25 protein-coding genes are annotated in these 23,417 nt (G+C 67.6%); 12 read left to right on the forward strand and 13 right to left on the reverse strand.

Annotated elements, in window-relative coordinates:
- The 3 genes from C8N44_RS07965 to C8N44_RS07975 all read right to left on the reverse strand — a co-directional run bounded on the left by C8N44_RS07965 (position 1) and on the right by C8N44_RS07975 (position 4,356).
- The gene (locus C8N44_RS07965) at positions 1-2,088 is read right to left on the reverse strand and encodes a PAS domain-containing hybrid sensor histidine kinase/response regulator (protein WP_158274022.1); all 2,088 of its coding nucleotides are present in this window, start codon (positions 2,086-2,088) and stop codon (positions 1-3) included.
- Between the two features lie 63 nt (positions 2,089-2,151).
- On the reverse strand, positions 2,152-3,156 hold the full coding sequence (gene gap, locus C8N44_RS07970; RefSeq protein ID WP_107975661.1) for a type I glyceraldehyde-3-phosphate dehydrogenase: 1,005 nt from the start codon (positions 3,154-3,156) through the stop codon (positions 2,152-2,154).
- Between the two features lie 279 nt (positions 3,157-3,435).
- Complete coding sequence (locus C8N44_RS07975; RefSeq protein WP_107975662.1) at positions 3,436-4,356, reverse strand: DMT family transporter; 921 nt, start codon at positions 4,354-4,356, stop codon at positions 3,436-3,438.
- A gap of 70 nt (positions 4,357-4,426) precedes the next feature.
- Here C8N44_RS07975 and C8N44_RS07980 point away from each other — a divergent pair, with 70 nt between their 5' ends.
- Together C8N44_RS07980 and C8N44_RS07985 are read left to right on the forward strand one after the other, a co-directional pair.
- Positions 4,427-5,329, forward strand: a complete 903-nt coding sequence (locus C8N44_RS07980) for a LysR family transcriptional regulator (protein WP_107975663.1) — start codon at positions 4,427-4,429, stop codon at positions 5,327-5,329.
- 84 nt (positions 5,330-5,413) lie between these two features.
- The gene (locus C8N44_RS07985) at positions 5,414-6,382 is read left to right on the forward strand and encodes a DUF808 domain-containing protein (RefSeq protein WP_107975664.1); all 969 of its coding nucleotides are present in this window, start codon (positions 5,414-5,416) and stop codon (positions 6,380-6,382) included.
- 64 nt (positions 6,383-6,446) lie between these two features.
- Here the strand turns inward: C8N44_RS07985 and C8N44_RS07990 are convergent, their stop codons facing one another.
- Together C8N44_RS07990 and tkt are read right to left on the reverse strand one after the other, a co-directional pair.
- A complete protein-coding gene (locus C8N44_RS07990; protein ID WP_107975665.1) occupies positions 6,447-7,643 on the reverse strand; it encodes a PQQ-dependent sugar dehydrogenase in 1,197 nt (398 codons plus the stop codon).
- Between the two features lie 412 nt (positions 7,644-8,055).
- Entirely contained in the window at positions 8,056-10,098 is a 2,043-nt protein-coding gene (tkt, locus tag C8N44_RS07995) for a transketolase (protein WP_107975666.1), read from the reverse strand.
- Positions 10,099-10,332: 234 nt separating this feature from the next.
- On the opposite strand from tkt, the gene C8N44_RS08000 reads away from it, so the two are divergent.
- The 5 genes from C8N44_RS08000 to C8N44_RS08020 all read left to right on the forward strand — a co-directional run bounded on the left by C8N44_RS08000 (position 10,333) and on the right by C8N44_RS08020 (position 13,496).
- Positions 10,333-11,037 (forward strand): hypothetical protein, encoded by a 705-nt coding sequence (locus C8N44_RS08000; RefSeq protein WP_107975667.1) that lies wholly within the window; start codon positions 10,333-10,335, stop codon positions 11,035-11,037.
- Complete coding sequence (locus C8N44_RS08005; RefSeq protein ID WP_107975668.1) at positions 11,034-11,435, forward strand: cell division protein ZapA; 402 nt, start codon at positions 11,034-11,036, stop codon at positions 11,433-11,435. The genes C8N44_RS08000 and C8N44_RS08005 overlap by 4 nt, the downstream gene beginning before the upstream one ends.
- 57 nt (positions 11,436-11,492) lie before the next feature.
- The gene (locus C8N44_RS08010) at positions 11,493-11,840 is read left to right on the forward strand and encodes a hypothetical protein (RefSeq protein ID WP_107975669.1); all 348 of its coding nucleotides are present in this window, start codon (positions 11,493-11,495) and stop codon (positions 11,838-11,840) included.
- 90 nt (positions 11,841-11,930) lie between these two features.
- Complete coding sequence (locus C8N44_RS08015) at positions 11,931-12,887, forward strand: copper chaperone PCu(A)C domain-containing protein (protein ID WP_107975670.1); 957 nt, start codon at positions 11,931-11,933, stop codon at positions 12,885-12,887.
- Between the two features lie 12 nt (positions 12,888-12,899).
- Positions 12,900-13,496 carry an SCO family protein gene (locus tag C8N44_RS08020; protein ID WP_107975671.1) on the forward strand — a complete coding sequence of 199 codons (597 nt, stop codon included), beginning with the start codon at positions 12,900-12,902 and terminating at the stop codon, positions 13,494-13,496.
- Between the two features lie 296 nt (positions 13,497-13,792).
- Here C8N44_RS08020 and grxD read toward each other — a convergent pair whose 3' ends face one another.
- The 4 genes from grxD to xth form a co-directional block, all read right to left on the reverse strand.
- Positions 13,793-14,164 (reverse strand): Grx4 family monothiol glutaredoxin, encoded by a 372-nt coding sequence (grxD, locus tag C8N44_RS08025; protein ID WP_107975672.1) that lies wholly within the window; start codon positions 14,162-14,164, stop codon positions 13,793-13,795.
- A complete protein-coding gene (locus tag C8N44_RS08030) occupies positions 14,161-14,409 on the reverse strand; it encodes a hypothetical protein (RefSeq protein ID WP_107975673.1) in 249 nt (82 codons plus the stop codon). Before C8N44_RS08030 ends, grxD begins: the two co-directional genes overlap by 4 nt.
- A complete protein-coding gene (locus C8N44_RS08035; RefSeq protein WP_107975674.1) occupies positions 14,406-14,648 on the reverse strand; it encodes a BolA/IbaG family iron-sulfur metabolism protein in 243 nt (80 codons plus the stop codon). The genes C8N44_RS08030 and C8N44_RS08035 overlap by 4 nt, the downstream gene beginning before the upstream one ends.
- Positions 14,649-14,739: 91 nt before the next feature.
- Complete coding sequence (gene xth, locus C8N44_RS08040; RefSeq protein ID WP_107975675.1) at positions 14,740-15,522, reverse strand: exodeoxyribonuclease III; 783 nt, start codon at positions 15,520-15,522, stop codon at positions 14,740-14,742.
- 328 nt (positions 15,523-15,850) lie between these two features.
- Here xth and C8N44_RS08045 point away from each other — a divergent pair, with 328 nt between their 5' ends.
- The 3 genes from C8N44_RS08045 (at position 15,851) to C8N44_RS08055 (ending at position 18,327) form a co-directional block, all read left to right on the forward strand.
- The gene (locus C8N44_RS08045) at positions 15,851-16,330 is read left to right on the forward strand and encodes a DUF6749 family protein (RefSeq protein ID WP_107975676.1); all 480 of its coding nucleotides are present in this window, start codon (positions 15,851-15,853) and stop codon (positions 16,328-16,330) included.
- Between the two features lie 75 nt (positions 16,331-16,405).
- The gene (locus C8N44_RS08050; RefSeq protein WP_107975677.1) at positions 16,406-17,461 is read left to right on the forward strand and encodes a DUF6902 family protein; all 1,056 of its coding nucleotides are present in this window, start codon (positions 16,406-16,408) and stop codon (positions 17,459-17,461) included.
- Positions 17,458-18,327, forward strand: a complete 870-nt coding sequence (locus C8N44_RS08055) for a DMT family transporter (RefSeq protein ID WP_107975678.1) — start codon at positions 17,458-17,460, stop codon at positions 18,325-18,327. The genes C8N44_RS08050 and C8N44_RS08055 overlap by 4 nt, the downstream gene beginning before the upstream one ends.
- 104 nt (positions 18,328-18,431) lie before the next feature.
- On the opposite strand, the gene C8N44_RS08060 is transcribed toward C8N44_RS08055, so the two are convergent.
- Positions 18,432-18,755: a HesB/IscA family protein gene (locus C8N44_RS08060; protein WP_107975679.1), complete on the reverse strand. Its 324-nt coding sequence runs from the start codon at positions 18,753-18,755 to the stop codon at positions 18,432-18,434.
- Positions 18,756-18,836: 81 nt separating this feature from the next.
- On the opposite strand from C8N44_RS08060, the gene C8N44_RS08065 reads away from it, so the two are divergent.
- A complete protein-coding gene (locus C8N44_RS08065) occupies positions 18,837-19,997 on the forward strand; it encodes a deoxyguanosinetriphosphate triphosphohydrolase (RefSeq protein ID WP_107975680.1) in 1,161 nt (386 codons plus the stop codon).
- Positions 19,998-20,088: 91 nt separating this feature from the next.
- Positions 20,089-21,930, forward strand: a complete 1,842-nt coding sequence (locus C8N44_RS08070; RefSeq protein WP_107975681.1) for a cation:proton antiporter — start codon at positions 20,089-20,091, stop codon at positions 21,928-21,930.
- A gap of 10 nt (positions 21,931-21,940) precedes the next feature.
- On the opposite strand, the gene C8N44_RS08075 is transcribed toward C8N44_RS08070, so the two are convergent.
- The 3 genes from C8N44_RS08075 to C8N44_RS08085 all read right to left on the reverse strand — a co-directional run bounded on the left by C8N44_RS08075 (position 21,941) and on the right by C8N44_RS08085 (position 23,342).
- The gene (locus C8N44_RS08075) at positions 21,941-22,579 is read right to left on the reverse strand and encodes an alpha/beta family hydrolase (RefSeq protein WP_107975682.1); all 639 of its coding nucleotides are present in this window, start codon (positions 22,577-22,579) and stop codon (positions 21,941-21,943) included.
- Positions 22,580-22,674: 95 nt separating this feature from the next.
- A complete protein-coding gene (locus tag C8N44_RS08080; RefSeq protein WP_107975683.1) occupies positions 22,675-23,094 on the reverse strand; it encodes a helix-turn-helix transcriptional regulator in 420 nt (139 codons plus the stop codon).
- Entirely contained in the window at positions 23,091-23,342 is a 252-nt protein-coding gene (locus C8N44_RS08085; RefSeq protein WP_107975684.1) for a cytochrome b/b6 domain-containing protein, read from the reverse strand. Before C8N44_RS08085 ends, C8N44_RS08080 begins: the two co-directional genes overlap by 4 nt.
- Positions 23,343-23,417 lie beyond the last annotated feature (75 nt).

Below are 23,417 nucleotides of genomic sequence, written 5' to 3' on the forward strand. Positions count from 1 at the left end.
TCAGGCCGCGCGGACTGCCTTCAGCGTCGCGCGGCCGTCCTCCCAAAGCCCGGGCAGCCGGCCCAGGATCTCGGGCGGCGGAGGCGCGCCGCGCTTCAGCGCGGTCTCGATTCCGGCCAGCGCGGCGTGCAGGTCCGCCAAACCGAAGGTCCCGCAACTGCCCGCGCAACGATGCACGGCGGCGCGAAGGGCCTCTGCATCGGTCTCGGTTTCCAGCCTCGTCAGCAGCGCCTCCATTTCCTGAGTGAAGCGGTCCAGCAGCACCCGCGCCCTGACCGGATCGGCGTGTCCGAGGAACGCGGCCAGCGCGTCGTTCGGGGCAGTCGCCCCTTCAGGGGACACTGTGATACCGCCGGACACCTGCGCCAGAGTGGCCAGCAGGGCCTTGCGGTCGAGCGGCTTGGTCAGGCAGGCCTCCATACCCTGCGACCGGAAGCGGGCCAGTTCCTCGGGCAGGGCATGCGCCGTGATCGCGACGATGGGCGTATCGCGCGAAGCCCCGTTGCCTGATCGGATGCGCCGCGCCGCCTCGATCCCGTCCATCACCGGCATGCTGATGTCCATCAGGATCACGTCGAAGTGCCGTGCCTCGGCCAGCTCCACGCCCACGGCCCCGTTCCGGGCTTCCGTCACCTGATGGCCTGCCGCTTCGAGCATGGCTCGGGCGATGAAACGGTTGGTCTCGTTGTCCTCGACCAGCAGGATCTCGCGGCGCTCGACGGGCGCTGCGACCGGGGCAGGGGCTGCCGCTACCGTCTCGACCGTTTCGCCCAGGGGCACGCGCAGCCAGAAGACGCTGCCGTCGCCCGGCTCGCTCTCGGCGCCGATCTCGCCGCCCACCAGCCGTGCGAGCCGCCGCGCGATGCCAAGGCCGAGCCCCGTGCCCTCGGACTGTCGCGCATAGGTGCTGTCGACGCGCTCGAAATCCTCGAAGATCCGCTCAAGATCCGCCTCCGCGATGCCGATCCCGCTGTCGATGACCCGGAATTCCACGTGGTCCCCGTCGCCCTCCAGCTCCACCTCGATCTCGACCCGGCCATTGCGGGTGAACTTGCTGGCATTGGTGGCAAGGTTCACGAGGATCTGCCGCATGCGCCGCAGATCGCCCACGACCTCGCCGACAGGCGGGCCGACCCAGGTCCAGCGCAGGGTGTTGCCGTTGGCCTCGGCCATGGCGCGCGCGGCGGCAAGCACGCTCTCCATCAGCGCGGTCATCTGGAAGGCGACGGGCTCGGGGCGCAGCGTGCCGGATTCGTAGCTCGCCAGCGCCAGCGTGTCGTTTACCAGATCCAGCAGCAGCGCCCCCGATCCCTGCATCCGCGCCAGAAGCGCAGCCCGGGCAGCGTCGTCGGGCGCGTCCCGCATCAGTTCGAGCGTCCCCAGCAGCCCGTTGAGCGGCGTGCGCATCTCGTGGCTCATCACGGCCAGGAAATCGGACTTTGCCCGCTCGCCCGCCAGCGCCCTGTCGCGCGCTTCGCGCAGGGCCCCCTCGACGGCATGGCGCGCGGTGACATCGCGGAGGCATGCCACGTAGAGCGAGCGATCCGTCTCTCCGCGCCCCAACGCGACCTCCGCCGGAAAGCGTCGCCCGCCGCGGTCCACCATGGTCAGCTCGTAGCTCGCGCTTTCGCCGGCCTGTAGCCCGCCCGCCCAGGCTTCCGGCAGATCTCCCAGCCGCTCGGGTGCGACCAGCAGGTTGCGCGCCCTCAGGCCCAGTACCTCTGACGCGCCATAGCCGAACAGCCCCTCCGCCGCGCGGTTGAAGCCGGTAATCCGCCCCTCGCGGTCGGTCACGATGATTGCGTCGATGGAAGTGTCGATGATCGCTCGCAGCCGTGCCGCACCTTCGTGCAGCGCCTCGGCCCGGCGCCGCGCCGTGGGCACCACCCGCAGCAACAGGTCCGCAAGCGCCCCGACCGTGACCCCGAGCAAGAGCAACAGCGCGCCGATCAGCCCGGTCAGCGATCCCGCAAGCAGCGCCAGCGGCGACCAGAAAGCAAGCGCGACGAAGCCACCGGCCAGCACCCCGCGCCACGGCAACGGGGCGTCGATCCGCTCTGGCGCGGCGGGCGGGTCGGTCAGGGGCATCGGCGGGTCCATGCGGCTCTGCCGCAACCCTAGCCCCGTTGTCTCACCGCCGGGTTAAGCCGCTCAGTTCAGCAGCCGCCCCATGGCGCCCGCCACATCGGCCATGCGCGCCGAAAAGCCCCATTCGTTGTCGTACCAGGCCAGCACCCGCACCATGCGCCGCCCCACGACCCTCGTCTGGTCGGGCGCGAAGATCGAGCTTTGCGTGGTATGGTTGAAGTCGATGCTCACCTTGGGTTCTGGGTCGTAGGCAAGAACCGCGCCCATGCGGCCCGCCGCTGCCTCGGCCACGACCTCGTTCACGTCGTCCACGCTCACGTCGCGACCGGCGTAGAAGGTCAGGTCCACCGCCGAGACGTTGGGCGTGGGCACCCGCACCGCCGATCCGTCGAGTTTGCCCTTGAGGCCCGGCAGCACCTCGCCGATGGCCTTGGCGGCGCCGGTGCTGGTGGGGATCATCGCCATGGCGGCCGCCCGCGCGCGGTAGAGATCTTCGTGCCGCCGGTCGAGCGTCGGCTGGTCGCCGGTGTAGGAATGGATCGTCGTCATGATCCCTTCCTCGATGCCGATGGCCTCGTCCAAGACCTTGGCCAGGGGCGCTAGGCAGTTGGTCGTGCAGGAGCCGTTGGAGATCATGCTTTCGCCCGCCACCAGGTCGCGGTGGTTCACGCCGTAGACCACGGTGCGCTGCACGTTCTTCGCCGGCGCCGAGATCAGCACAGACTTGGCGCCGCGCGACAGGTGCGCCGCGGCCTTGTTGCCGTCATTGATCTTGCCCGTGCATTCGAGCACCACGTCGCAGCCCGACCAGTCGAGCGTCTCCATGTCGTAGCTCGACATCACCTCGATCGGGCCGCGTCCGAGGTCGAGGCTGTTGTCGTCCACCCGGATCTCGCCGGGGAAGCGGCCGTGCACGCTGTCGTAGCGCAGCAAGTGCGCCGCGCTTTCGATCGGGCCGGTGGCATTGATCTTCATCACCTGCACGTCGTTGCGTGCGGATTCCGCGATGTGGGAAAGCGTGCAGCGGCCGATCCGGCCGAACCCGTTGATGCCGAGGGTGACGGTCATGAGGGCGGTCTCCTGGGGAATGAGGGAAGGGACGGTCGCTATTCGCATACAAAGGTATGCCGGCGTCTCAAAGACTAAAAACCGTTCTATGGCAGTATGTTAGCGATAAACGTGAAATGTCGGACGTGGTGGCGCTAACGACTGCACAAGGTTTGCGTTAACAATTCCGCGTCCTCCGACACTGGCCTTTCCGCGCCATCGCGGGGAACAGAGGCGCCTCCCTCTCCCCTCGGGGGAGAGGGCCGGGGTGAGGGGGAGCGACGCGCCCGGACGGCATGCCTAACGTCGACCGCGAAACCCCATCAGCACCGCCCCCGCGGCGATCAGCGCGATGCCCGCGCCTTCGCGAAGACCCGGCGGTTCGGCAAACAGCAGCGCGCTCCAGAGCGCGGCAAAGCCGAGGTAGGCACTGTCGAACAGCCCCACCACCGGCGTCGGGGCCAACCGATAGGCCAGCGCCACCCCCGTGGCGATCACGGCCAGCAGCAGGCCGAGCAGGGCCACCAGCGCCAGATCATTCCAGGCGAGCGGCGGCCAGAATGCCAGCACGAAGCCCTCCGCCTTCACATCGCTCAGCGCCAGATAGGCTAGCCCGACGCCTGCGACGATGCAGAGGCAGAGGTTCAGGTTCAGCGCCATGGCGCCCGCGCTTTCCTCGCGCGTCCGGCCCCAGGTCAGGATGCCCGCCAGCGCGTAAAAGCCTCCCGCCGCCAGCGGTAGCAACATGACCGGTGTCAGGTTCCCCGGGCTCGGGGCCACGGCCAACAGGACACCCGACGCCGACAGCGCGATGGCGCACCAGCCGTGCGGCCCGATGGCAATTCCCAGAACGCCGCGCGCCATCAGCGCCATCCAGATCGGCGAGAGGTAATAGCAGGCCGCCGCCAGCGGCAGCGCAATGGTGGGCAGGGCGGCGTAGTAGCACAGCCACATGGCTGTCAGCGACAGGCTGCGCGCCCAGACCCAGCCGGGCCGTCGCAGGACAAGCGCCGCGCGACCGCCAATGGCCCAAAGCCCGGCCGCCAGCAATACCGACGCCACCAGCGAGCGCAGCAACACCAGCTGCGCCAGCCCGAACCGGTCGCCGGCAAGCTTGACCAGCGCGTCCGAAAGCGAAAGCAGCAGCACCGCGCCAAGGATCGCGCCGATGCCCGTACCAACCCCGGCCATGCGGGGACGAAGATCATATGTCCATGCCATGGCGGGATGGAAACCATCTTCGCGTGTCGGTATAAAATGAAATGGCGGCCCATATGCATGAGGCAGAGGAATGCAACGACACCACCTGCCAGTGCTCTCGCGGCTGGCCCCTTTCGAGGCCGCCGCGCGGCACGAGAGCTTTACCCTCGCCGCGGCCGAGCTGGGCCTCACCCAGACGGCCGTGACCAAGCAGGTGGCCGCGCTCGAGGAGGATCTCGGCACGCGGCTTTTCGAGCGGCGCAATCGCGCGGTGTTCCTGACCGAGGAGGGGCGCGCCTTCGGACGGGTCGTTGGCGCTGCGCTCGCGGATATCGCCGCGGAGGCTGCCCGCCTGCGGGGCGCGCGCCAGCCCGGCGGCCTCGTCCTGCACTGCCAGCTTTGCGAGGCCTTCTACTGGCTCATGCCCCGGCTTTCGCGCTTTCACGAGCGCCACCCGGGGATCGAGGTGCGCGTGGTCAGCGCGCTCGCGCCGCTTACCGAGGCGCCCGAACCCTTTGACGTGGCGATCCAGACCACGGGTCGCGCCTCGGGCAGCGCGCGGCTCTCCTTCACCGCCTCCGACGCGGTCTTTCCCGTCGCAGCGCCCGGCCTCGTGCCCACGGACAGCCTGCCGCTGGCGCCCGGCGATCTGGCGCAATACCGGCTCCTGTCGCACCGGGTGCTGCCGCAGGACTGGATGGACTGGCCCGACTGGTTCGCGGCGCTAGGACTGCCGGTGCCGCGCGGGCTTGACCCGGTGGGCTACGACAGCTTTCCGCTGGTGCTGCAGGCGGCGGTTGCCGGGCAGGGCGTGGCGCTCGGCTGGGAACGCACGGTCGCGGGCCTGATCGAGGAGGGCAAGCTGGTACGCCTCTGCGACGAGGCCGTCCCGCGCCCCACCGAAATCTCGGTTTTTCGCGGCACGCGCCGGGGCGGCCACGCGGAAACCGACGCGCTGCTGGCCTGGCTGCGCGCCGAACTCGGCGCAGGCTGAGCGCACGCGTGCGCGCCCCGGGGGAACGGTTGCGCAGGCATGGGGTTCGGGTAGGGTGGCGGCAACAGGCGCAAGGGGCAGGGCATGAGCGGACTACTGGCACTTCTCGACGACGTGGCGGCCCTGGCCAAGCTGGCGGCCACCTCGGTCGACGACATCACGGCCCACGCGGCCAAGGCCAGCTCCAAGACCGCCGGAGTTCTGATCGACGACGCCGCCGTGACGCCGAAATACGTGGCGGGCCTCGCCCCCGCCCGCGAACTTCCCATCATCTGGCGCATCGCCCGCGGATCGCTCTTCAACAAGCTCGTCCTGTTGTTACCGGCGGCCCTGCTCATGTCCGCCTTCGCGCCATGGCTGATGCCCATCCTCCTGGTCATGGGCGGCAGCTACCTCTGTTTCGAGGGGGCCGAGAAGCTCGTGCATGCGCTCAGGCCCCACGACGACCACGGCCCCGACGGCAGCCACAAGGTCAAGGACCCCGGCCATATCGAGGAGAAGAAGGTGAAGGGGGCGATCAAGACCGACTTCATCCTCTCGGCCGAGATCATGACCATCGCGCTTTCCACCATCGAGACCGACAGCCTGCTGATCCGGGCGGCCTCGCTCGCGCTGGTGGGGGTCTTCATCACCTTCCTCGTCTATGGTGCCGTCGGCATCATCGTGAAGGCCGACGACGTGGGGCTGTGGCTCTCGGAGAACGGGCGCACCGGGGTCACCCGCCGCCTCGGGCGTGGCATCGTGAAGGTCATGCCGCATTTCCTGAAGCTGCTGACCATCGTGGGCACCGCCGCCATGCTCTGGGTCGGTGGATCGATCATCGTGCACGCGGTGGGGCAGATCGGCTGGCATTGGCCCGAAGAGACGATCCACCACGCCGCCGTCGCCGTGGCGGGCGAAAACGCGACGCTGGAATGGATCGCGACGGCGCTGATCGACGGTGTGCTCGGGGTCCTTGTGGGCCTGACCCTGATCCCCGTGGCCACCAAGATCCTCATGCCGCTCTGGGGCGCCGTCGCGGGCGGCAAGAAGGAAGAGAAAACGGCGCACTAGGGCGCCGCTCTCGGGGTTTGCTTGCAGGGTCTGGCGGCGGGGCAGGCCCCGCCGCCCCCGCGCCTCAGCTGTCGGTCTCGGCCGGCGTGATCCGCACGATCTGCCCGTTCTCGAAATCGGTGATCGCCAGGATGCTGCCGTCGTCGTCGACCGTCACGTCGCGGACGCGCCCGAGATCGCGCACCAGCGATTCCTCTTCGGTGACCATGCCGTCTTCGAGCGAGAGCCGCACCAGCCCGCCTCGCACCAGCGCGCCGATCAGCAGGTCGCCCTCCCACTCGGGAAACATCTCTCCCTCGTAGACGGTCATGTCGCCCGGCGCGATCACCGGGTCCCAGAAATAGACGGGTTCTTGCATCCCTTCAGCCGAGGCGTTGCCCGACCCGATGATGCCACCGCCGTACTGCTCGCCGTAGGACACGACCGGCCAGCCGTAGTTCAGGCCCGGCTCCGTGAGGTTCAGCTCGTCGCCGCCCTGGGGGCCATGCTCGATGGTCCAGAGCTCACCGTCGATCATCGTGGCGCCCTGCATGTTGCGGTGCCCGTAGGACCAGATGCTGTCCACGGCCTCTTCGTCATCCACGAAGGGATTGTCCTCGGGCACTTCGCCGTCGAGCGTCAGCCGGATCACCTTGCCGTAGGTCTTGTCCAGGTCCTGCGCGAACTCGCGGTACTGCTGCGTCGAATGCTCGCCCGTCGTGATGAAGACATGGCCTTCGCCGTCGAAGACGACGCGCGACCCGTAGTGCATCGGCGCGGTCGATCCCGGCGCCTGAACGAAGATCTCGGTCACGTCGGTCAGTTCGGTCATGTCCTCGCTCAGCGTGGCATAGGCCGCGGCGGTGGCCGACAGGTTGTCCTCAAGCGGCTTGGCATAGGTCATGTAGATGCGGCGGCTGTCCGCGAAATCGGGGGCCACCTTGACGTCGAGAAGCCCGCCCTGGCGTTCGGCCAGAACCTCGGGCACGCCCGCGATCGGATCGGACAGGGTGCCGTCTTCGGCCACGTGGCGCAGCCGCCCCGGCCGTTCGGTCACGAGGTAACCGCCGTCCTCCGGCAGCACATCGATCCCCCAAGGATGAACAAGATCCCCGGCCACTTCCTCGGTGGCAAGGGCCACGTCGCTTTCGACCAGCGGGGCGCGGAACTGTTCGTTGAACGCAGGCTGGAAATCGGTGTTGCGCTCCCCACGCTCAAAGGTCTGGGCGGCAGCGGGCGCGGCAAGCGCGATCAGGGCGCAGGATGCCAGGGCATGTTTCATGTCGGTAATCCTCCTCGAGTCCGGTTTCACTGACGAGAAACTTAGTGCGGGATGCGCCCGCGTGCGGCGCATCTGGCAAAATCGTGACCTGTGCGAGGTGGCTGACGGGGTGTTGACGGGCGCGCGCCGGACGGTGGTGTGGCGCTGCAACGGCCGAGGCAGGCGCGTCATGCCAGCCATTTCCGAATACCTTGGGATCGAAGGACGAGATTGCAAAAGCGCCAGACCGTCGCCTCGAAAGCGTCCGGGTCATCTCGGCGCACCTGTGACTGGACGGCCCGGCGTTCGCCCGGCAGCATTGTGCCTTGGCCCGGGCGGGTCAGTGCCCGTTACGTTGCGGGCAGCGCCTCTTGGCGGAAGGCTCTCAGGCCCACAAGAGACGGCCCGGGCGCATCCGCCCGGGCCGTCAAGATCAGAACTCGGAGGGCGTGGTGCCGACCAGAAGATCGCGCACGCGTGTCGCCACCGCGTCGGGCGTGATGCCGAAGTGCTCGAAAAGCTCCTCCGCCGGGGCCGAGGCGCCGAAGCTGTTCATGCCGACGAAAGCCGCCTTGTTGGCACGGCCACGCTCGCCCAGAAGCCAGCGTTCCCAGCCCATGCGCACGCCGGCCTCGACCGCCACGCGGACCGGACCGCCCGGCAGGACGCGCTTGCGGTAGGCCTCGTCCTGCTGCGCGAAAAGCTCCATGCAGGGCATGGACACGACGCGCGTGCCGATGCCGCCGGCCTGAAGCGCCTCACGCGCCTTCATGGCGATCTCGACCTCGGAACCGCTGGCGATGATGATCGCCTGGCGCTTGCCCTCGGCCTCGGCCAGCACGTAGGCGCCTTTCTCCGACAGGTTCGCGGTCTTGTGGCTGTTGCGCAGCGTCGGCAGGCCCTGGCGGGTCAGCGACATCACTGTCGGCGTGTCGCTCTGGCGCAGCGCGATGTCCCAGGCCTCGGCGGTCTCGACCACGTCGGCGGGGCGGAACACCAACGTGTTGGGCGTCGCGCGGCTGATCGCCAGGTGCTCGACCGGCTGGTGGGTCGGGCCATCCTCGCCCAGGCCGATGCTGTCATGGGTCATGACAAAGACGGTCGGGACCTTCATCAGCGCGGCGAGGCGCATGGCCGGGCGCGCGTAGTCCGTGAAGCACATGAAGGTGCCGCCGTAGGGGCGCAGCCCGCCGTGCAGCGCGATGCCGTTCATGGCGGCGGCCATTCCGTGTTCGCGGATGCCCCAGTAGACGTAGCGGCCCTTGCGGTTGTCGGTGTCGAAGACGCCCATGTCGGGTGTCTTGGTGTTGTTCGACCCCGTCAGGTCCGCCGAGCCGCCCACGGTCTCGGGCATCACCGGGTTCACCACCTCGAGCACCATTTCCGACGCCTTGCGCGTGGCGACTTTGGGCAGCGTTTCGCTGGCCTGCTTCTTCAGCGCCTTGATGGTGGCGGAAAGCTTTTTCGGGGCTTCGCCGGCCATGACGCGGGCGAATTCCTTCTGGCGGCTGTCGGAGGCTTCCGACAGCCGCGCTTCCCACTCGCCGCGCGCGGCACCGCCGCGGCTGCCGACGCCTTCCCACCAATCCTTGATCTCGGAGGGGATCTCGAAATCGGGCGCCGTCCAGCCCCACTGCGCCTTGGCCGCGTCGTTCTGGTCTCCGTCGGTCAGCGCGCCGTGACCCTTGGAGGTGTCCTGCGCCGCATGGCCGAGCGCGATATGCGTCTTGCAGGCGATCATCGAGGGCTTGTCGGTCACGGCCTTGGCGGCGGTGATGGCGGCGTCGATGGCGTCCGGGTCGTGGCCGTCGATCTCCTGCACGTGCCAGCCCGCGGCCTCGAAACGTTTCACCTGGTCGCTACGGTCGGAAATCTCGACCTTGCCGTCGATGGTGATGCCGTTGTTGTCCCAGAAGGCGATCAGGCGGCCAAGCCCGTAACGCCCGGCAAGGCCGATGGCCTCGTGGCTCACGCCTTCCATGAGGCAGCCGTCACCGGCGATCACGTAGGTATGGTGATCCACCAGCTTCTTGCCGAAGCGCGCGCGCAGCATCTCCTCGGCCATGGCGAAGCCGACCGAATTGGCGATGCCCTGACCCAGCGGGCCGGTCGTGGTCTCGATCGCGGTGGCGAGGAAGTTCTCCGGGTGACCGGCGGTCCGGCCGCCCATCTGGCGGAAGTTCTTGATCTCGTCGAGCGTGATCTCGGGATCGCCGCAGAGATAGAGCAGCCCGTAAAGCAGCATCGAGCCGTGGCCCGCCGACAGGATGAACCGGTCGCGGTCATGCCAGTCCGGCTTGGTCGCGTCGAACTTCAGGTGCTTGGAATAGAGAACCGTGGCGACATCGGCCATGCCGATCGGCATGCCGGAATGGCCGGAGTTGGCCTTGGCCACGGCGTCGAGCGCCAGCGCCCGTAGTGCGGTCGCGCGCATCCAGTGATCGGGGTGGCGGCTGCGAAGGTCCTCGATATCCACTTGGCTGGTCCTGTACGTAAGGATGGGTCCGGGGCTGCATAGCAGCCAACAAACAAAGATCAAGCCGCGTACATTTGCCCATTTTGCCGTGATGCGTGAAAGGGCGCCGCTAAGGCCTTGGGAAATATGGATAGGGGCGATACTGTTGCGCGCGCTGATGCTATCACGGATGGCACCGACGATTCGGCGCGATCCGGACGTGACACGGACAAGAACAAGGGCGGGGGCTCGTAGATGAGCGATACGCAGGAGTTGCAGGCACGCATCGCGCGGGCCCTGGACAGGATCGGCAGCGGCGCCGACATGCTGGACGCCGCCCGGACCGAGGCCGAGGCCGCACGATCCGAAACCCGGGCCGAGGCCGCGAAGGCCCTGTCCGAGGCCGAGGCGCGCGCCACCCGGGCCGAGAGCGATCTCGCCGCGCTCCGGCAGGAAATCGCAACTCTCGAACAGGCCGTGGCCGAGGCCGCGCAACAGCAGAAGCCCCCGGAGGACGCCGCCGACCCCGAGGAACTCGCCTCCCTGCGCGCCGAGCTCGAGGACGAGCGCACCGCCTACGCCCAGCTCGAGGAACGCCTGCGCAGCCTCAAGGCCCGCCAGGTTGACGAAACCGCCTCCCTGCGGGATCAGCTCTCCGGCCAGCGCGAGACCTTCGGCCAACTCGACGCCGAGCTGCAGCGCCTGCGCGCCGCCAACACACAACTCGAACAGACCTGCGCCGCCCTGCGCGAGGCCAACGAACAGGGCCTCGGCGATCCCGAACTGGTCGATGCCGCGCTGCGGGCAGAACTGGACTCCCTGCACGCCGCCCGCGCCGTCGAGACCGCCGAAACCCGCGCCATTCTCGAAGCGATCGAACCGATCCTGGCCCAGGCCGTCGGGGCAGGGGACGCAGCGGCGGGCGACACGCCCGGCACCGAAGAGGAGCACGCCACATGAGCCAGACCGAGGTCCAGATCCACATCGGTGGCCGCACCTTCGACGTGGCCTGCCAGGAGGGCGAGGAACCCTACCTGATTTCCGCCGCCCAGCTTCTCGATACCGAGGCGCAGGTGCTGGTCGACCAGATCGGCCGCATGCCCGAGGCGCGGATGCTGCTCATGGCGGGGCTCATGCTCGCCGACAAGACCGCCGGTCTCGAGGAACGCCTCGCGGTCGCCGAGCAGCGCCTGCAGGAAGCCCAGCAGGAGATCGAGGCTCTGCGCAGCGCGCCGCCCCCCGAGGCAGAGCGCGTCGAGGTGCCGGTGATCCCCGCCGACCTCAAGGACGCGCTGGCCGAACTCGCCGCGCGCGCCGAAGCGCTTGCCGGCGAAATCGAGGACAAGGGCCGCAGCTGACGCCTGCGACGCGCGGACGTCTTCCCGCCAGCGCCGCGCCGCTCTACAAAGGTCGCCATGACGCGCCCGTCCCTCCGCCTCCTGCCGGTCCTGGCACTGGCCATTCTCATGGCCTGGGTCGCGGCGTGGTCGGCCTTCCACATGGCGCCCGACCGCGCCACCAACGACCGCATCGCCACGAGCTTTGCCACCGGCCTGACCGAGGCGGACCTCTGCGGTGATCTAGGCGCGGATCACCGCTGCCCCTTCTGCCACAAGCTGCCCGACGCGGCGCGGCCCGCGCCACCCGACCGGACGCACGCGATCCGTCATGCCACCTGTACGGTGCTTGGCGCCGATCTGGTCTTCGGCCCGCAGCATCTTCACCCCCACGTCTCCTCCCGGGCGCCACCCCGCGCGGCCTGAACCCCGTTTTCAGACCCGCGGGCCCGGACGATCGGTGCCCTTTTTCCTGACCGGTGCGCAACGCCGCACCCGGATCCTTCGGAGACGACCATGTTCCCCAAGATGCTTCTGCCCGCCGCGCTCGGCGCGGCGCTCCTGCCGCTCGCCGCGGCGGCCCATTCGACCCTCGCCCAGGCCGAGGTGCCCGTCGGCGGCACCTCGAAATTCACCCTCCGGGTGCCCCATGGTTGCGAGGGCCAGGCCACCCACACCGTGCGCCTGGAGATCCCCGAGGGCGTCTATGCCGTGAAGCCCATGCCCAAGGCGGGCTGGGATCTCGACATGGAAACCGGCACCTATGCCACGCCCTACCTCAACCACGGCACCGAGATGACCGAGGGCGTCCGCGCCGTCATCTGGTCCGGCGGAGACCTCCGGGATGACTGGTACGACGAGTTCACCGTGCGCGGCACCGTGGGCCCCGACGTGGCGCCGGGCCACGTGCTCTACTTCCCGGCCCTACAGACCTGCGCCGACGGCAGCGCCGACTGGACCGACACCAGCGGCGCCGCGGGCGTCTCGAACCCGGCGCCGCATGTCACCGCCGTCGCCACCGGCGGCGGCTATGACCAACACACGTCCTCTGCCGGGGATCCGGTCACAGTCGGCGAGATCGCGATCTCCGAGCCCTTCATCCGCGCCACGCTTCCGAACCAGCCGGTGGCCGGCGGCTTCATGACACTCACCAATGCCGGGGCCGCCGCAGACAGGTTGGTCGCGGCCCGCTCTCCCGCCGCGGCCCGGGTCGAGATCCACGAGATGTCCATGCAGGGCGACGTCATGCGCATGCGCGAACTCTCCGACGGCTTGCCCCTGCCGGCCGGCGGCACCGTGCAGCTCGCCCCCGGCGGTTACCACCTGATGTTCATGGAACTCGCGGGTCCGCTGGCCGAGGGCGACAGCGTCGATCTCACCCTCACCTTCGAACAGGCGGGCGAGGTGACGCTGACCCTGCCCATCAGCGCCCGCGATGCCACGGCGCCCACCGCCGATCACACCGGCCACTGAGGGGGGGGCACCATGAGCGGATCAAAACTCTATCGCTGGCTCGCGGGCGCCTGCCTTGCGCTCGCGCTTCTCGCGGCGGGCTGGTTTTTCGTACTGCAGCCGCGGATCGAGGCAAAGCTCGCGGGCCAGCTTGGCTACGGCGACTACACCCTGCAGACCACCAGTGGCGGCACCTTCACCCGCGAGAGCCTCAGGGGCGGCCCCACCGCCGTCTTCTTCGGCTTCACCCATTGTCCCGAGGTCTGCCCGACCACGCTGGGCGACATCTCCCAATGGCAGGAGGCGCTCGCCGCCGAGGGGCGCGATCCGCTCGACGTCTACTTCGTCACCGTCGATCCGGAGCGTGACACGCTGGATCTCATGGACGACTACACCTCCTGGGCGCCCGGCGTGCAGGGGGTGAGCGGCCCGCGCGGGGAGATCGACAAGGCCATCACGGCCTTCCGCGTCTTCGCGACCCGGCGCCCGCTCGAGGATGGCGGCTACACCATGGACCACTCGGCCTTCGTGCTGCTCTTCGACAGGGACGGCCGCTTCACGCAGCCGATCTCCTACCAGGAGGACACCGACCGCGCGCTGGCCAAGCTCCGCGCCCTCACCGGCAGCTGAGGCACAGCCTCGTGGGCTTCTTCTTGGCAGAAATATTCCGGGGGAGCGGCCCGAAGGGTCGCGGGGGCAGAGCCCCCCGCGCCACCCTCCGGACCCGCACCTCCGGAAGTATCATCGCGCGGGACATTGCTAAGAGGCGGTTAATCCGAAGAGATAACCGATTGATTTCATTCGGGTCCAAAAATGTCCCGGCCCGGGACATCGGGCGTGCCGCGACCTCCGCCCCGGAAAAATGACCGCGCACGAAAAAGGGGCGCTCGAAGGCGCCCCTTGTTTCGATAGCTGGGTCGCCAGCCTCAGCCGTTGGCTTCGCGGATCTTGTCGGCGGCGTCCTTGTCGTAGGTCACGCCGTTCTGTTCGAAGAGCTTGTCCAGCTCGCCCGACAGAGTCATCTCGGTGATGATGTCGCAACCGCCCACGAACTCGCCCTTCACGTAGAGCTGCGGGATGGTCGGCCAGTCGGAATAGTCCTTGATGCCCTGCCGGATGTCGTTGTCCGCCAGCACGTCCACGTCCTTGTAGTCCACGCCCATGTAGTTGAGCACGCCCGCCACGCGGCTGGAAAAGCCGCACTGCGGCATGGCCTTGGAGCCCTTCATGTAGAGCACCACGTCGTTGGATTTAACGGTCTCGTCGATCTGGGTCTTGGCGTCGTCGGTGGTGGTCATTTTCTTCCCCTCGGAATGAATTGCCGGGCGTATTCCTGCGGATCGCGGGGCACCCTGAACTGGTAGGATTGCCCGCCGCCACCGCCGCCCGAATGGTAGGATGCGTCTATCACGTGGTAACCGGTGCCCGGCGCGCTGCCCCGCTGCGTCCCGCGCTCGGCGCGGATCGCCTGCCAGGCGCGCAACACCGCCAGGATCACGATCCCGACGCAGAGCGCGATGACAAGCGGGGAGAGCCCGGTCATTCCGGCGCCTTGGTGGTCAGCGCCAGCGCGTGCAGCTCGCCCTGGTTGCCGTCCATCTTGCCCTTCAGGGCCGCATAGACGGCACGCTGCTGCTGCACGCGGTTCTGACCGCGAAAGCTCTCGTCGATCACCTCGGCGGCGTAGTGATTTCCGTCTCCGGCCAGATCGGTGATCGTGACCTTGGCCTTGGGAAAGGCCTCGCGGATCAGATCCTCGATCTCCTGGGCCTGCATCGCCATGGGTGCCTCCGGTGCTTTGCTCCACTGAACGCGAAATGTAAGACGGGCAGGGGCCAAGGGCAAGCAGGCGACCGCGCCTGCCTGTCGGAGGTCAGACTGCGAGGTCCACCCAGATCGGCACGTGGTCCGAGGGTTTCTCGCGGCCGCGGATGTCACGGTCGATCCGGCAGTCCTGCATCAGGTCCGCGGCCTGCGGCGTCAGCAGGATGTGATCGATCCGGATCCCGTTGTTCTTCTGCCAGGCGCCGGCCTGGTAATCCCAGAAGCTGTAGTGCCCGGGCCCTGCGTGGCGGGCACGGAAGGCCTCGGTGAAGCCGAGGTTCAGCACCCGGTGAAAGGCGGCCCGGCTCTGCGGCAGGAAAAGGGCATCCTCCGCCCATGCCTCGGGCCGGGCAGCGTCCTCGGGCTGCGGGATGATGTTGTAGTCGCCGGCCATGAGCGCGGGCATCTCCTCGGCGAGCAGGGCGCGGGCTCGCGCCTCAAGCCGTGCCATCCAGCCGAGCTTGTAGTCGTACTTGGGTCCGGGGGCCGGATTCCCGTTCGGAAGGTAAAGACCGCAGACCCGGATCGCACCGTGATCGCCCGTCACCGTCGCTTCGATCCACCGCGCCTGCTCGTCCGCATCGTCGCCCGGCAGGCCGCGCACGATGTCTTCGAGCGGGCATTTGGCAATGATGGCCACGCCATTGAAGCTCTTCTGACCATGCGTTGCCACGTTATAGCCGCGATCTTCAAAGATCTCGGAGGGGAATGCCTCGTCCACGGACTTGATCTCCTGGAGGACGGCGACATCGGGCTGAGCTTCGTCGAGCCAGTCCGCCAAAGCGTTAATTCGTGCCTTGATACCGTTGATGTTGAAGCTGGCGATTTTCATGACGAACCCTCCGAAACCTGTTCATCGCCCAACCCGGCCCGACTCGCAAGCGTCCGGCCTGTCGGTCTGCTTGGCCGGTTTCGTGACCGATTCGGCGCCGTACGGCGTCAAATGTGGCCCGTTGTCGGCGTTTCGATGTTTCCATCCCCAAGAAATGTTTACTTGTGGATAACAATAATTGTTAATTTGTTCTAGATAAATAACAATAAAAGTTCATGTGGATAATCGAATAAGCCTATCAACTGAAGCAAGAAAAAACTTTCAAAGTTTCTCGCTATGCGGAAACGCTGACAGGGCAATCCTGCAGTTTCCGTGAATGGAGAAACCCATGTCGACACAAGTTAAGCACCTGATTTCCGAAGACTTTGTTTCCACCGGTCCCAGCGCACTCGATGGTGATGCCGTCGAAATGTTCTGCTCCTGGTCGGGCCCTGCGACCGCCACCAGCATTGATGCCGGCGATGCCACCGAAGCTTTCTGTTCGTGGTCCAATCCCGTCCGTGGCGGAATGGAAGACGGCAATAATGTGGAAATGTTTTGTTCTTGGTCGGCCCCGACGTCTGCCAGCCGCGACGCCGGCGACAACGTCGAAGCCTTCTGCTCCTGGTCCGCACCGACGACGTCCGAAGCCGACCGCGGCGACAACGTCGAAGCGTTCTGCTCCTGGTCCGCACCGACCACTTCCGAAGCCGGGCGTGGCGACAATGTCGAAGCCTTCTGCAGCTGGTCCGCACCCGTGACCGCCGAGCGCGATGCCGGCGACAACGTCGAGGCCTTCTGCTCCTGGTCCGGCCCCGTCCGCGCCTGAGACTGCTCCGCGTGAGCGGGGTGAACCCGCCCCGCTTGCGCGCAGCCCAAGCCACACACGAAGGAGCCTTCCGCCATGTCGAACGTCGTCACACTCAATCGCCCGCGCATCGCGGACGCCGCCACCCGGTCCGCCGCGCTGGCGCGTTGCTTCGCCCAGCATCGTCGCGGCGAGGAAGACGTGTTTTGGCTGAAGGAGAATGCCGAACTCCTCAACATCCTGGAATGCACCGGGACGCCCGTGGGGCCGGGGACGCTTGAAGCCTATGAGGGCTTCTACGCCACCGCGCTGCAAAGGCTGGAGTTCTTCCCGCAGTACTACCGCTTCCTGCTGTCGCTGGCGATCGATCTCGAAGAGCTCGGTCTGCCGGGCGACGCGGGCGAGCGGATGGTGAGTTTTGCCGCGCGCCAGGACCTTCCGGCCGCGGAATTGTCCGATCTCCAGCGCGCCGAGGCACGGCGCCTGATGATCCGTCGCGGCATCGATCCGATTGGTGATCCGGGACTCGACGACCGTCTCGCGGCCTTTGCCTCGAGAACCGCAACCTTCGCGCTGCCGAACAAAAAGGCCGCGTACGAACTCACACATATCGTTTACTATTTAAGCGAATACGGTAGAGTCACCCCAAAGCTTCCATCGGAAGTTGTAAAGAGCCTTCATTTTGCCGGACTCACCGCGTTTATTGATCAGAACGCGGACCTTCTTGCAGAGATCTGCATTGCTCTGGTCTACATGGGGGAAGAGCCGCCCGCGCTGTGGGCGCGCTGGCTGATGAGGGAAACGGCAGCATTTGCCGTGGAACGGGGAGAGCGGATCTCAGTGGCTGACGACTACCACGAGTTCTTCATCTGCAACTGGTTTGCCGCCTGCGCGGGCGAGCCGACCTTCCGCAAGGCGCTCAGCCCCGAGCGCATGAATTTCACGCGCGCGCCGCGCAAGGTCTATCCGCTGCGCGAGATGTCCCAGGCCCTGATGATGTGCGACCAGCGTGGCGGCGACTGGGATGCCATGCGCCCGCAGCTTGCGCCGCAGCTCAGCGAAGCCACGCGCGAGACGCTGCAGGCGGCATTCGAATCCTCGCAGCATTTTCCGGCCTTCTTCGAAGGCTTCGCCCGGGCGGCACGCGCATGAGAGGGCTCGCGGTCGGACTCCTTCTCGTCCTGGGTCAGACGGGGTTCATCGCCGCGAGCGACGGAATAACCAAGTTCATTGCGGGCCAGTTCGCGGCCCCGCAACTCTTCACGCTCAGCTCCGCGATGATCCTCGTGGCCATGCTGGCGCGGGGGCGGGCAGGGCGCGAAGCGCTGCGCACCAGGTGTCCGCGCGTCATGGGACTACGGTCCGGATTGACGGTTATGGCATCGCTGGCCTTCTTCCAGGCCTTCCGCGTGCTGCCGCTCGCAGATGTCTTCCTGTTCATCGCGATGATCCCGCTGGTCTCGGCTGCGCTTAGCGGACCCTTCCTGAACGAGACGCCCCGGCCGCTGGCCTGGATCGCGCTCATGATGGGCACAGTCGGTTTGTTGGCCATGGCGCCGGGCGGCCTGACGGGTTTCCAGGGGGGGCATGCCTGGGCCGCGCTCGCCGCCGTTTGCGGATCGGGCTCGCTTTTGGCCGGGCGCCATATCGGTCGCATCGAAAAGGCACCAATGGCGCAGGTCTTCTGGCCCAATCTGGCGCTTCTCGTGGCAATGGGGGTGGCGCTTCCTTTCGTGTGGCAACCCATGGGTGTTGCGGATCTCTTGTGGATCGCCGCCTATTCCGCGGCATTGTTTGCGGCGCGCTATCTCGTGGCCGAGGCGCTGCGCCTGCTGCCCGCCCACCTGGTGACGCCGTTGATGAACCTGCAGTTTCTCTGGATGGTGGCCATCGGTTGGCTCGTCTTCGCCGAGATCCCGGCGACCGGCACAGTCGTCGGCGTGACGCTGATCACCGCCTCGGGGCTCTGGCTGGTGTTCGAGGAGCACCGCGCGCGGCTTGCCGAGGCGCGGGCCTGACGCCTTTCACGGTCTTCAATCAGAACAAGCGCCCGCGCTGAGATTGCGCGAGCGTCAGTTATTGATCCTGACATATTGAAGGGTCCGGAAGGCCGGGCCGATCTCTACATCGCGAAGGAGACACCGCAGCCGCAGGAACTCGCGGCATTGGGGTTCTCGATCACGAAGCGCGCGCCGATCAGCTCTTCGCTGAAATCGATCACGGCGTTCTCGAGGAAAGGCAGGGACACCGGGTCCACGACGACGCGCTGGCCCTTGCCCTCGAGTACGAGGTCATCGTCGGCCGGGTCGTCGAGCGTGATGTCATACTGGAAGCCCGAGCAGCCGCCGCCCTCGACGGCGACGCGCAGCGCCTTGCCCTGATCGCCGGCGCCGATCTCGGCCAGGCGCTCGTAGGCACGCTCGGTCACTTTGGGGGGCAGTTGCATTGGGGTCACCTCGCGGTTTTACTTCTGCGGCAGTGCGGAATATATGTCTTGCCGGGACAGGCGACAAGAACGGGAGGGCATATGCCCGCACCCTATGCATGTACACCGGCGCACAGCCGGGGCCGCCGGGTGGATGAACCGGGCAGCGCGCACCGCTCGTGCTTCCAGCGCGACCGGGACCGCATCATCCATTGCTCGGCATTCCGCCGATTGAAACACAAGACCCAGGTCTTCGTCGAGCACGAGGGCGATTTCTACCGCACCCGTCTCACCCACAGCATCGAAGTGGCGCAGGTCGCCCGGACGATTTCCAACACGCTCGGCCTCGACACCGACCTGACCGAGGCGGTCGCGCTTGCGCACGATCTGGGCCACACCCCCTTTGGCCACACCGGCGAAGACGCGCTCGACGCGCTGATGCAGCCCTACGGCGGTTTCGATCACAACGCCCAGACCCTGCGGATCGTGACCTCGCTCGAACGGCATTATGCCGAGTTCGACGGGCTGAACCTGACCTGGGACACGCTCGAAGGCATCGCCAAGCACAACGGGCCTGTCATGGGCGAAATTCCTTACGCGCTCGCGGCGTACATTGCCGTCGACGACCTCGAACTTCACACCCATGCCAGTGCCGAGGCGCAGGTGGCCGCGCTCTCCGACGACGTGGCCTACAACAACCACGACCTCCACGACGGTCTGCGCGCGGGGCTTTTCACCGAGGACGAGATCTCGGAGCTTCCTATCGTGGGCGACGCCTATGCCGAAGTCGACGCGACCTATCCCGGCCTCGACGCCTACCGCCGCCGCCACGAGGGGCTGCGCCGGGTTTTCGGCGTCATGGTGACCGACCTGCTCGACGTCTCGCGCGCCCGTATCGCCGATGCCGGCGCCGCCACCCCGCAAGAGATCCGCGATCTCGGCCACCCGGTCATCGCCTTCTCGGATGCCATGTGGTCCGACCTAAAGCAGATCCGGCAGTTCCTGTTCACGAACATGTACCGCGCGCCCCGCGTGATGGAGCAGCGCGCCCGCGTGACCGAGGTCGTGCGCGCGCTCTTCCCCATCTACATGAACGATCCCGACCTGCTGCCGCGCCGCTGGCAGGCCGATATCGCCGAAGCCCGGACCGAGACCGATATCGCACGCCACGTGGCCGACTACATCGCCGGCATGACCGACCGTTTCGCGCTTGAACAGCACGCGAAATTCACCGGGACCGACATCCTCGCCCGCGCGGGCTGAGCCGCGGGACTGGTCAGGGCCGACATTCCCCTTACATGATGCCCTCACGCGCTGCCGCGGTGCAGCACGGACGAGCAAGGAGTGAGCCGTCATGGCAGTATCCGACGCGGCGGGGCTGAGCCCCGTCCTGGCCTTCGCGGCGGTGGGCGCCCTCGGCGTGGGCAGCCAGTGGCTGGCCTGGCGCCTGCGCATGCCGGCCATCGTGCTGATGCTGGCCGCGGGCCTCATCGTCGGCCCCGGTTTGGGGCTGCTGGACCCGCGCGCCCAGATCGGCGACCTGCTGCAACCGATGATCGCCATCGCGGTGGCGATCATTCTCTTCGAGGGCGGTTTCACGCTCGACTTCGCCAAGCTCAAGGATGCCGCCACCGGGGTGCGGCGCCTTGTTTTCGTCGGCGCGCCCCTCGGCTGGCTGCTTTCGTCGCTCGCACTACACCTCGTGGCCGGTCTCGGCTGGCCGGCCTCCACCGTCTTCGGCGGCATCATGATCGTCACCGGCCCCACCGTGATCGCGCCGCTGCTGCGCCAGGCGCGGCTCGCCAAGCGGCCCGCCGCTCTGCTTCAGTGGGAGGCCATCGTCAATGACCCGGTCGGCGCGCTCGCCGCCGTGCTCGCCTTCGAAATCGTCATCGTCCTTCAGACGGCCACCAGCGCCGCCGAGGCGATCTGGCAGGTTACGCTCGGCATCGCCTGGGCCACGGCGCTCGGCCTCGCAGGCGGCCTGGGTATCTCGCACACCTTCCGGCGCGGGCAGGTGCCCGAGTACATGAAGGTCCCGGTGCTGGTGGTGGCCGTGCTCTCGGTCTTTGCCCTTGCCGACACGATGCTACACGAATCCGGGCTGCTGGCCGTGACCATCATGGGCATCTGGATCGCCAACGCCCGGCTGCCCTCCTACACCGAGATGCGCCGTTTCAAGGAACACGCATCGGTCCTGCTGGTCTCGGCCGTTTTCATCCTGCTTGCCGCCAGCACCGAGTTCGAAGCGCTGACCGGCCTCGACCTGCGCGACCTTCTGGCTGTGCTCGCCGTGATCCTCGTGGCGCGTCCGGTCTCGGTTCTGGCAGCGCTTCTCTTCTCGGGCCTGCCGTGGCGAGAACGCTTTCTCGTGGCCTTCACCGGACCGCGCGGCGTGGTGCTTGTGGCGGTTGCGGGCCTATTCGGCGAACGTCTCGCCGCGCTCGGCATCGCGGATGGTGCAAGGATCGGCCCGCTCGCCTTCGCGCTCGTGGCCGCGACGGTGGTGCTGCATGGCTTCACCCTGACACCACTGGCACGTGCGCTCGGCCTCACCGCGTCCTCGACACCCGGCGTGCTAATCCTCGGCGGATCGCGCTTCTCGGTGGCGCTCGGCGCCGCGCTGCGCCAGCTCAAGCTGCCGGTGATGATCGCCGACCCGAACCAGGCGCACCTGCGCAACGCCCGCAAGGCGGGCATCGACACCTTCTTCGGCGATATCCTTTCCGAGGCCGCAGACGACCGGCTCGATCGCGTCGCCTTCGAGAAATTGCTCTGCGCCACCGACAACGACGCCTACAACACGCTCGTGGCCACGGACCTCGCGCCCGAGTTCGGCCGCGAGAACGTCTTTCAACTCGAACCCGTGCGCCAGTCGAGCCATCGCCACGCCCTGCCGCCCACGCTGGGCGGACAGCACGTTGGCAAGGGGCACACCTTCTTCGAACTCGAGGCCCGCATCACGGAGGGCTACACCTTCGAGGTGTCGCAGCTCACCGAGGGCTTCGGCTTCACCCAGTGGCGCGAACACAACCCCGAGGCCATCGTCTTTGCCGACCTCGGCCCGCAGGGCACGCTGCGCCTGCTCGGCCCCAAGGACAAGCCGAAGGGAACCAGGGGCACGAGCCTCGTGGCCCTAACGCCTCCGGCGACGACCACGACGGGTGAGATCCAGAGCGTGGGCGGACAAGCCTAGGGCAGGGTGCTCATTTCGCGGCGGCCAGACCTGCCGCCCACCGCGCGGCCGCCTCTGCGGCGGCGCGCAGGTGATCGTGATGGCTGAGCCCGGTCACGCGCTTGCGCGGTTTCAGATCGTGGTCGCCGTCCTCCAGCCAGTGCAGGCGAATACGCTCCGAGAGCGTGTAGCCTTCCACCTCCTCGCGCGTGCCGAATGGATCTCGCGTCCCCTGGCAGATCAGGGCCGGGGTTTGCATTCCGGCAAGGTGCTCGACGCGCAGTTTCTCCGGCTTGCCCGTCGGGTGGAACGGATAGCCGAGGCAGAGCAGCCCGGCGATGCGCCCGGCGGCGAACATCTCGTCGGTGATCAGGCTCGCCGCCCGTCCGCCCATGGACTTGCCGCCGATGATCAGCGGCCCCTCAGGTGCCAGGGCCGCGATGGCGGCGCGGTATTCCTCGCAGACCACCTCGATCTTCGGGGGTGGACGCTTGGGCCCGCCAGCGCGCCGCTGCGCCATGTAAGCGAACTCGAACCTCGCCACCCGCAGGCCCTGCGCCCCCAGCTCCGAGGCAATCTCCGCCATGAAGGGCGTGTCCATCGGCGCACCCGCGCCATGCGCGAGCAGCACCGTGATGCCCCTCTCGGGGCCGTCGAACAGCAATGTCATGAGCCTCTCCCGCTGGTTCGACCCTCCGCTACCCCCGGCGAGGTCTCCGGGGCAAGGCCTCCGTCGAGCAGGTCCTCGACGAACCAGGCCGCGAACTACGCCCGGCCCGAGACACCCGCCTTGGCATAGATCCGCGCGAACTGCGCCCGCACGGTGCCGGGGGTCGATCCCCTCAGATCCGCGATCTCCGCTACGTCGAGCCCCTTGAGCGCCAGAAATCCCACGTCCTGCTCGGCCGGGGTCAGATGCCACTGCGCGAACTGCTGCCGGATCGAACGAGCAAGCTCGCCACGCGCGGTGCGGATGGTGCGCTCCTGGCCCGCCATCAGGTCGTGGTCGGCCCGAATCTCCAGGATCGACAGGACCACGCCGCAGACCTGCGCCGCGGCCACGAGCGTTTCGATAACTATGGCGGCACGCTGCTCGACGATGGTGATGGGGCTGCATCCGCCGGTCATCACGAGGCCGCTCAGCGTGATCGCCAGGAGGCACGCCCTGAGCGCGTAGACCATCATGGCCCGACCGGGTTGTGGCTGGAATGCGCATGGGCCTTGTCGCGAAACAGTCTGCGAAGATGACGGAGCGCCGCCGCCGGGTCCGGCGGAAAGCTGGCAAAGCGGGCCGGGGCGGGGCCGGCGATGCCCCACAGCAGGCGCAGCAGAAGCAGGGCAAGAACGATCCAGCCCGCCCAGACATGCACCGTGTCGCCCTCCTCGTCGACGAAGCCGTTGAGCTGGACCGCAAACACGATGCCCCATTGCATAATGCGCACGACGGGATCTCAGGGGGAGGGGGACGTCGCCACATCCCCCGGGGGGCCTTCCGGATGGCAACCATG

The sequence above is a fragment of the Allosediminivita pacifica genome, from assembly GCF_003054175.1.
In the GTDB taxonomy this organism is placed as follows: Bacteria; Pseudomonadota; Alphaproteobacteria; order Rhodobacterales; family Rhodobacteraceae; genus Allosediminivita; species Allosediminivita pacifica.

Bases quoted from the DNA above. Each gene is read 5' to 3' on its own strand.
- C8N44_RS08085 (WP_107975684.1), bottom strand. From the start codon at position 23,342: ATGCAATGGGGCATCGTGTTTGCGGTCCAGCTCAACGGCTTCGTCGAC.
- C8N44_RS08030 (WP_107975673.1), bottom strand. From the start codon at position 14,409: ATGACCGGGCTCTCCCCGCTTGTCATCGCGCTCTGCGTCGGGATCGTG.
- C8N44_RS08010 (WP_107975669.1), top strand. From the start codon at position 11,493: ATGACGCGCCCGTCCCTCCGCCTCCTGCCGGTCCTGGCACTGGCCATT.
- C8N44_RS08055 (WP_107975678.1), top strand. From the start codon at position 17,458: ATGAGAGGGCTCGCGGTCGGACTCCTTCTCGTCCTGGGTCAGACGGGG.
- C8N44_RS07965 (WP_158274022.1), bottom strand. From the start codon at position 2,088: ATGCCCCTGACCGACCCGCCCGCCGCGCCAGAGCGGATCGACGCCCCG.
- C8N44_RS07985 (WP_107975664.1), top strand. From the start codon at position 5,414: ATGAGCGGACTACTGGCACTTCTCGACGACGTGGCGGCCCTGGCCAAG.
- C8N44_RS07975 (WP_107975662.1), bottom strand. From the start codon at position 4,356: ATGGCATGGACATATGATCTTCGTCCCCGCATGGCCGGGGTTGGTACG.
- C8N44_RS07990 (WP_107975665.1), bottom strand. From the start codon at position 7,643: ATGAAACATGCCCTGGCATCCTGCGCCCTGATCGCGCTTGCCGCGCCC.
- C8N44_RS08015 (WP_107975670.1), top strand. From the start codon at position 11,931: ATGTTCCCCAAGATGCTTCTGCCCGCCGCGCTCGGCGCGGCGCTCCTG.
- C8N44_RS08020 (WP_107975671.1), top strand. From the start codon at position 12,900: ATGAGCGGATCAAAACTCTATCGCTGGCTCGCGGGCGCCTGCCTTGCG.
- C8N44_RS08005 (WP_107975668.1), top strand. From the start codon at position 11,034: ATGAGCCAGACCGAGGTCCAGATCCACATCGGTGGCCGCACCTTCGAC.
- xth (WP_107975675.1), bottom strand. From the start codon at position 15,522: ATGAAAATCGCCAGCTTCAACATCAACGGTATCAAGGCACGAATTAAC.
- C8N44_RS08075 (WP_107975682.1), bottom strand. From the start codon at position 22,579: ATGACATTGCTGTTCGACGGCCCCGAGAGGGGCATCACGGTGCTGCTC.
- C8N44_RS08060 (WP_107975679.1), bottom strand. From the start codon at position 18,755: ATGCAACTGCCCCCCAAAGTGACCGAGCGTGCCTACGAGCGCCTGGCC.
- gap (WP_107975661.1), bottom strand. From the start codon at position 3,156: ATGACCGTCACCCTCGGCATCAACGGGTTCGGCCGGATCGGCCGCTGC.
- C8N44_RS08000 (WP_107975667.1), top strand. From the start codon at position 10,333: ATGAGCGATACGCAGGAGTTGCAGGCACGCATCGCGCGGGCCCTGGAC.
- grxD (WP_107975672.1), bottom strand. From the start codon at position 14,164: ATGACCACCACCGACGACGCCAAGACCCAGATCGACGAGACCGTTAAA.
- C8N44_RS08035 (WP_107975674.1), bottom strand. From the start codon at position 14,648: ATGGCGATGCAGGCCCAGGAGATCGAGGATCTGATCCGCGAGGCCTTT.
- C8N44_RS07980 (WP_107975663.1), top strand. From the start codon at position 4,427: ATGCAACGACACCACCTGCCAGTGCTCTCGCGGCTGGCCCCTTTCGAG.
- C8N44_RS08045 (WP_107975676.1), top strand. From the start codon at position 15,851: ATGTCGACACAAGTTAAGCACCTGATTTCCGAAGACTTTGTTTCCACC.
- C8N44_RS08080 (WP_107975683.1), bottom strand. From the start codon at position 23,094: ATGATGGTCTACGCGCTCAGGGCGTGCCTCCTGGCGATCACGCTGAGC.
- C8N44_RS08065 (WP_107975680.1), top strand. From the start codon at position 18,837: ATGCCCGCACCCTATGCATGTACACCGGCGCACAGCCGGGGCCGCCGG.
- C8N44_RS08070 (WP_107975681.1), top strand. From the start codon at position 20,089: ATGGCAGTATCCGACGCGGCGGGGCTGAGCCCCGTCCTGGCCTTCGCG.
- C8N44_RS08050 (WP_107975677.1), top strand. From the start codon at position 16,406: ATGTCGAACGTCGTCACACTCAATCGCCCGCGCATCGCGGACGCCGCC.